Source organism: Roseococcus thiosulfatophilus (assembly GCF_017311575.1).
GTDB lineage: Bacteria > Pseudomonadota > Alphaproteobacteria > Acetobacterales > Acetobacteraceae > Roseococcus > Roseococcus thiosulfatophilus.
On the sequence record NZ_JAFFQY010000040.1, the window covers coordinates 1 to 2,060 of the forward strand.

The following is a 2,060-nucleotide window of genomic DNA, read 5'->3' on the forward strand; positions in this document are numbered from 1 at the left end:
TTAGCCGTCAACCAGACTGGGAGCAAGCTGAACGAAAGTTGATCGCGCTGCGGGCCCGTTTGCCTCTACCCTCGGGGAAAATCCCCGAGGGAAACATCCATGACCACCACGGCATTCCGCGCGGCGCGGGACCTGCTGTTCAGCCATCGCGGCGACTACGCCGCCGCGCGGCGGGAGTTCCGCTGGCCAAAGCTGGACCACTTCAACTGGGCGCTGGACTGGTTCGACGCGGAACTCGCGCGCGGCTCGCTCGGCAATTCCACCGCGCTGCGGATCGCGGGCGCGGGCGAGGCGACGCTGAGCTTCGCGGAGCTTTCGGCGGAATCCTCGCGGTTGGCGAATGGGCTGCGCGCGGCGGGTGTGAAACGCGGCGACCGCATCCTGCTCATGCTCGGCAACACCGTGCCGCTGTGGGAGACCATGCTGGCCGCGATGAAGCTGGGCGCGGTGGTGGTGCCCGCCACCACGCTGCTGACGCCCGCGGACCTCGCCGACCGCTTCGCGCGCGGGCGGGTGCGGCATGTGGTGACGGGCAGCGCGGATGCGGCGAAGTTCGAGGGGCTGGACAGGTCCGTGACACGCATCGCGGTGGGCGGCGCCCCGGGCTGGATGGAGTATGAGGCGCTGAAGGCGCGCGCGTCCGAGTTCACGCCCGAGGGTGTCACGCGCGCGACGGACCCGCTGCTGCTCTACTTCACCTCCGGCACCACGGCGAAGCCCAAGCTCGTGCTGCACGACCAGCAATCCTATCCGGTGGGGCACCTGGTCACGATGTATTGGCTCGGCCTGCAACCGGGCGACATGCACCTGAACATTTCCTCGCCGGGCTGGGCCAAGCATGCGTGGTCGTGCTTCTTCGCGCCCTGGAATGCGGGGGCCGGCGTCTTCGTGAACAACCAGCCGCGCTTCGACGCGCGCGGCACGCTGGAGGTGCTGGCGCGCGAGGGCGTGGACACCTTCTGCGCGCCGCCCACCGTGTGGCGCATGCTGGTGCAGCAGGACATGGCGCCCTTCCGCGGCCGACTGCGCGAACTGTGTTCCGCCGGCGAACCCCTGAACCCGGAAGTGATCGAGCATGTCCGCCGCGTCTGGGGCATGACCATCCGCGAGGGCTATGGCCAGACCGAGACCACCTTGCAGATCGGCTATTTCCCGGGCCAGGAGGTGAAGCCCGGCAGCATGGGCGTCCCCGCGCCGGGCTACAGCATCAAGCTGCTGGCGCCCGACGACACGGAGGTGGAAGAGGGCGAGATCGCGCTGATGCTGGACGACCCGCCGCTCGGCCTCATGCGCGGCTATCAGCAGGAGGATGGCACCTCCGCGCCGCTGGGTGACGGTGCCTACCGCACGGGCGACGTGGCGACGCGCGACGCCGATGGGCACTTCACCTATGTCGGCCGCGCGGATGACGTGTTCAAGGCGTCCGACTACCGCATCTCGCCCTTCGAGCTGGAGAGCGTGCTGGTCGAGCACGAGGCCGTGGCCGAAGCCGCCGTGGTGCCGGCGCCGGACGCCGTGCGCCTCGCCGTGCCCAAGGCCTTCGTGGTGCTGGTGGAGGGCGTGGAGCCGGAGCGCGAGGTGCTGCTCTCCATCTTCCGCCACCTGCGCGCGCGGCTCGCGCCCTACAAGCGCATCCGCCGCATCGAGGTGGCGGAACTGCCCAAGACCATCTCGGGCAAGATCCGCCGCGTGGAGCTGCGCCAGGCGGAGGAGCGGCACTTCCGCGCGGGCACGCGCGCGGAGGGAGAGGTCCGGGAAGAGGACTTCCCGGAACTCACCTAGTCAGCCTTCGAGGCGGATGTTGTTCTCCCGCACCACGCGCGCCCAGCGTTCCATCTCGCTCACCATGAAATCCGCGAAGGGCTCGCCCGAGGTCGCCAGCACGTCCATGCCCAGCGCCTCCACGCGCGACTTGATCTCGGGCTCGGCCAGGATGGTGGTGAGTTCGCGCGCCATGCGGGACTGGATCTCGCGCGGCACGCCGCTGGGCGCATAGACGCCCCACCAGGTGGGGGCCTCGAAATCCGCGAAGCCGAGTTCGTGAAAGCTCGGCACGCCGG

At 69.7% G+C, this 2,060-nt stretch carries 2 protein-coding genes; one reads left to right on the forward strand and one right to left on the reverse strand.

All coding sequences use genetic code 11. From position 1 onward, the window contains the following. Positions 1-99 precede the first annotated feature (99 nt). The gene (locus JTN19_RS13275) at positions 100-1,782 is read left to right on the forward strand and encodes an AMP-binding protein (protein ID WP_206933577.1); all 1,683 of its coding nucleotides are present in this window, start codon (positions 100-102) and stop codon (positions 1,780-1,782) included. Here the strand turns inward: JTN19_RS13275 and JTN19_RS13280 are convergent. Continuing rightward, the coding region (locus JTN19_RS13280; RefSeq protein WP_278008473.1) for a Bug family tripartite tricarboxylate transporter substrate binding protein at positions 1,783-2,060 on the reverse strand (278 nt) is incomplete at its 5' end.